At 31.7% G+C, this 3,412-nt stretch carries 3 protein-coding genes; all 3 read left to right on the top strand.

Features of this window, described 5'->3' with window-relative positions; translation table 11 throughout:
• Positions 1-428: 428 nt before the first annotated feature.
• The 3 genes from QQZ16_RS01565 to QQZ16_RS01555 all read left to right on the top strand — a co-directional run bounded on the left by QQZ16_RS01565 (position 429) and on the right by QQZ16_RS01555 (position 3,217).
• Complete coding sequence (locus tag QQZ16_RS01565) at positions 429-1,508, top strand: ATP-grasp domain-containing protein (RefSeq protein WP_031540266.1); 1,080 nt, start codon at positions 429-431, stop codon at positions 1,506-1,508.
• Between the two features lie 173 nt (positions 1,509-1,681).
• Positions 1,682-2,749 carry an aromatic acid exporter family protein gene (locus QQZ16_RS01560; protein WP_031540267.1) on the top strand — a complete coding sequence of 356 codons (1,068 nt, stop codon included), beginning with the start codon at positions 1,682-1,684 and terminating at the stop codon, positions 2,747-2,749.
• Positions 2,750-3,034: 285 nt separating this feature from the next.
• Complete coding sequence (locus QQZ16_RS01555; protein WP_031540268.1) at positions 3,035-3,217, top strand: hypothetical protein; 183 nt, start codon at positions 3,035-3,037, stop codon at positions 3,215-3,217.
• Positions 3,218-3,412: the final 195 nt, after the last annotated feature.

Genomic DNA, 3,412 nt, shown 5'->3' with positions numbered 1-3,412 from the left:
ATATTTTCCAGTAAATGGTTTAATATCTTACTGGGTTTCTTAAGTATTGTCTTTTTTAGGTATTGGTTGGCTTACAATTTCCAATTCCTTAGATTTTGGTACTTGACATATTACCGCAGGACTTTTAACATTTTTACAAAATTAATACTATTTATTAATTATAGCATGAGCCTAATAGAATAGTACAAATTAGAATCTGTCTATACAAATAAAAGTATTATTTGTATCTATTTTCCCTGAATTTAAAAACTTGAAACAGAGTGAATAAAAAGAAGTTTCAGAAAAGGGTACTGCAAGATGCAGGAATTTGACAGAGGTTGTCGAATTTTTGTTTAACAATAGGAATAAAAAGAAGATAGGTTATCCATAATAAAAATTTCAGAGAGCTAAAAAATGGAAATCATTAGTATAGCTGAAAGGATAGAGAAATGAAAAAAAGAATTTGGTTTAACCAATGGTTCACAACAGTTGCACATTTTATTGATATGATCCGTTATAATTCAGATGGAATCGAATTTGAAGTATACGGAACTTCTAGCAATGAAGATGCCCTTTACTTAAGTTATTGTGATGCAGCTTTCAAAGAACCAACTGTTACGGGAGAAGATTATCTTCAATTTTGTTTAGAATTTTGTCGTATCCATTCGATTGATCTATTTGTTCCGCGGAAGGAAAATGTCCTTATTGCCAAGCATATAAAGGAATTCAATGATTTAGGAGTTAAGGTACTTGTTTGCCCAGATGCTCGTTTGATGGAGGAGCTCGATGACAAAGAAGCTACCTATCGGTTAATAGAGAGACATTCCCTACTGAAGGAATATGTTGCTATTCCTGATTACTTTGTTGTCAGCGATGCAGAAGCTTTTAAAGCAGCTTATTATGCTTTAAAGGATAAAGGACATACTGTATGCTTTAAGCCTGTGATAGGAGAAGGTGGGAATGGTTTTCGAATCATTCAGGATAGCCTAGACAGCATTGAAGAACTATTTAACAAAGGCATTTCTCATAAAATAACATTTGATCATGCTTATAGTATATTAAAGCAGCAATCAGAATTTCCACCCTTAATGGTGTTGGAATACTTGGATGGAACAGAATATAGTATTGATTGTTTAGGATACGATGGAGAGTTAATGGTAGCTATTCCAAGGAAAAAGGGAAAAGGAAGAGTAAGGGAACTAGAACACAATCAAGAATTAATTACATTGGCGGAGAAAATAAATCAAGTTTTAGAAATTCCCTTTGTTTATAATATTCAAGTGAAATACAAAGAGGGCAAGCCAAAATTATTAGAGATTAACCCACGAATGTCTGGGGGTCTACATTATAGTTGTCTTGCTGGAATTAATATGCCTTATCGAGCAGTTAAATTATTAATGATGGGCAATAAAGCGATAGAACATATAGAACCCCACTTTGGAATTAAATCCAGTTATCTTGAAAAAGAAGTAATATTGAAGAACATTATCGAAAAAAGTTCGCAGGAGAGAGCGTTTCTTTCTAAGTGAATGCCAAAGCAAAGGAGTTTGATATATGCAAACTTCTTTGCTTTTTTTGAAGATAGGTTCATTATTATGTTTCTCCTCTATTTTATAAAAATAAAATGTTTAATTTCCCCTATGAGGATTTTTCCTGCAGTATAATAAAGATAATCAATGAATAAATAAAGAAGGTATCATCTATGATAACAGCATTAATAAATAATAAAATAGTAGGTGGAAGGATCGTAAAAACAGGGATAGCGGTTTTGTTAACCTCTGTTTTTTGCTATTTGTTGGAATGGCCAGTAATGTTTGCAGTTATTACAGCCATAGTGACGATAGAACCAACTGCAAGAGACTCAATAAAAAAAGCATTTATCCGTTTTCCTGCATCCGCAATAGGAGCAGCATATGCTGTTCTTTTTACATATCTGTTAGGAGATCAACCGTACACGTATACAATCGTAGCGCTTGGTACTTTGTTTACATGCCATAAATTACGATTACATGCAGGTATCTTAGTTGCCACGCTTACAGGAGTAGCGATGATTTCCACTGTTCATGACCATTATACTTTATCATTTTTCGTTCGATTAGGGACAACTGGCATTGGGTTAATCGTATCTTCTTTGGTAAATCTTTTAGTCATTCACCCAGATTATTCAAAAGGGATTATGGATAAAATTAGATTTTTATCTGCAGAAGCTGGAAACTTTCTTCAAATGAGGGGGAAGGAAATCATAGCCCAACAGCCTTTACATAAGAGCACAAAAAATACCTTTGATGTATTGAGGAAGAACTTGGATCGTATAGAAACGCTCTGTTCCTATCAGAAAATGGAGTGGAAATTATATCATTCGAGTCGAGAAAGTATGAAGCTTTTTCATTATGAATATAAAAAGGTAGCTATTTTGCGACAGCTAATTTATCACCTTGGGCTGTTAAGCTCTTCAAACTTCACAAAAATATCTCTAAGCGATGAAAAGAAAGAAGAAATGATGAATGCAATTGGCCATATACAAGAAATAATAGAGATGGACGATGTAAAAGAATTGGACTCCGCTATAAGTAAAACACTTTTAATACAAAGTTGTAGGTTACTCCCAAGTGAATTAAAGGAAGAAATAAATAGTGACAACAATTGGAAAATAACTTATTTATTTATGGAGTTAGTTTGTATAGGTGATTTATTAAAGGAATTAAAACAGATAGAAAGGATAGAAGAGCGTAAAAAGTTATCCTGCTATTCCTCAATCCAATCTTTATAAAGATTATCTTATGAACCCTTGTACTTTACCATGATAAATTTCAGTTTTACCAAATAGCTATTTCTTATAAAAAACAAATAGCTGTTTATACATTTGTTCTTTAAAAGAAACGAAAATTCATTGACATAAAGAACATATATGAGTATATTTAAAAGTATAAAGGGGTTTATATACAAAATATGTTCTTAATAACGAATCAATAAAAAAGAGAAAAATATAAAAATAAAGCTGATTATTTTTTTGATTATTTGTTCGTTATTAAGAATGGTTAGAAGGGGGAAAATGATGAATTCTGTTTTACTAACAATAAAAATTAGACACAGTAAACGGCTGGCTACTAAATATTCACAAAAATCGAATCGAGCAAAAGGAGGCTTAGAGAGAAACCATTATTTTCAAAAATACATCTTTTACTATAATAAAGCTAATTTATTGGAAGAAGGTAGAAACAAGGAAGAAATCATTTAAAAGACTTATATGCTATTATATCAATTCTTATACTATTTAAAAAAAGGGTCTTAGCCATTAATAAAGTGTGGACTAACCTAAAATAGTGAGACAATATAAAACACCTCCAAAATGGCAATACTTGAGATAAGTATTGTGACATTATTCGGAGGTGTTTTTGCGTGGGCAAAAAAACTGTATATACAAAAGAGATTA

Source organism: Bacillus sp. T2.9-1, from assembly GCF_950097965.1.
Taxonomy (GTDB): Bacteria; Bacillota; Bacilli; order Bacillales; family Cytobacillaceae; genus Niallia; species Niallia hominis.
This window is presented reverse-complemented; position numbering and strand designations above follow the sequence as displayed.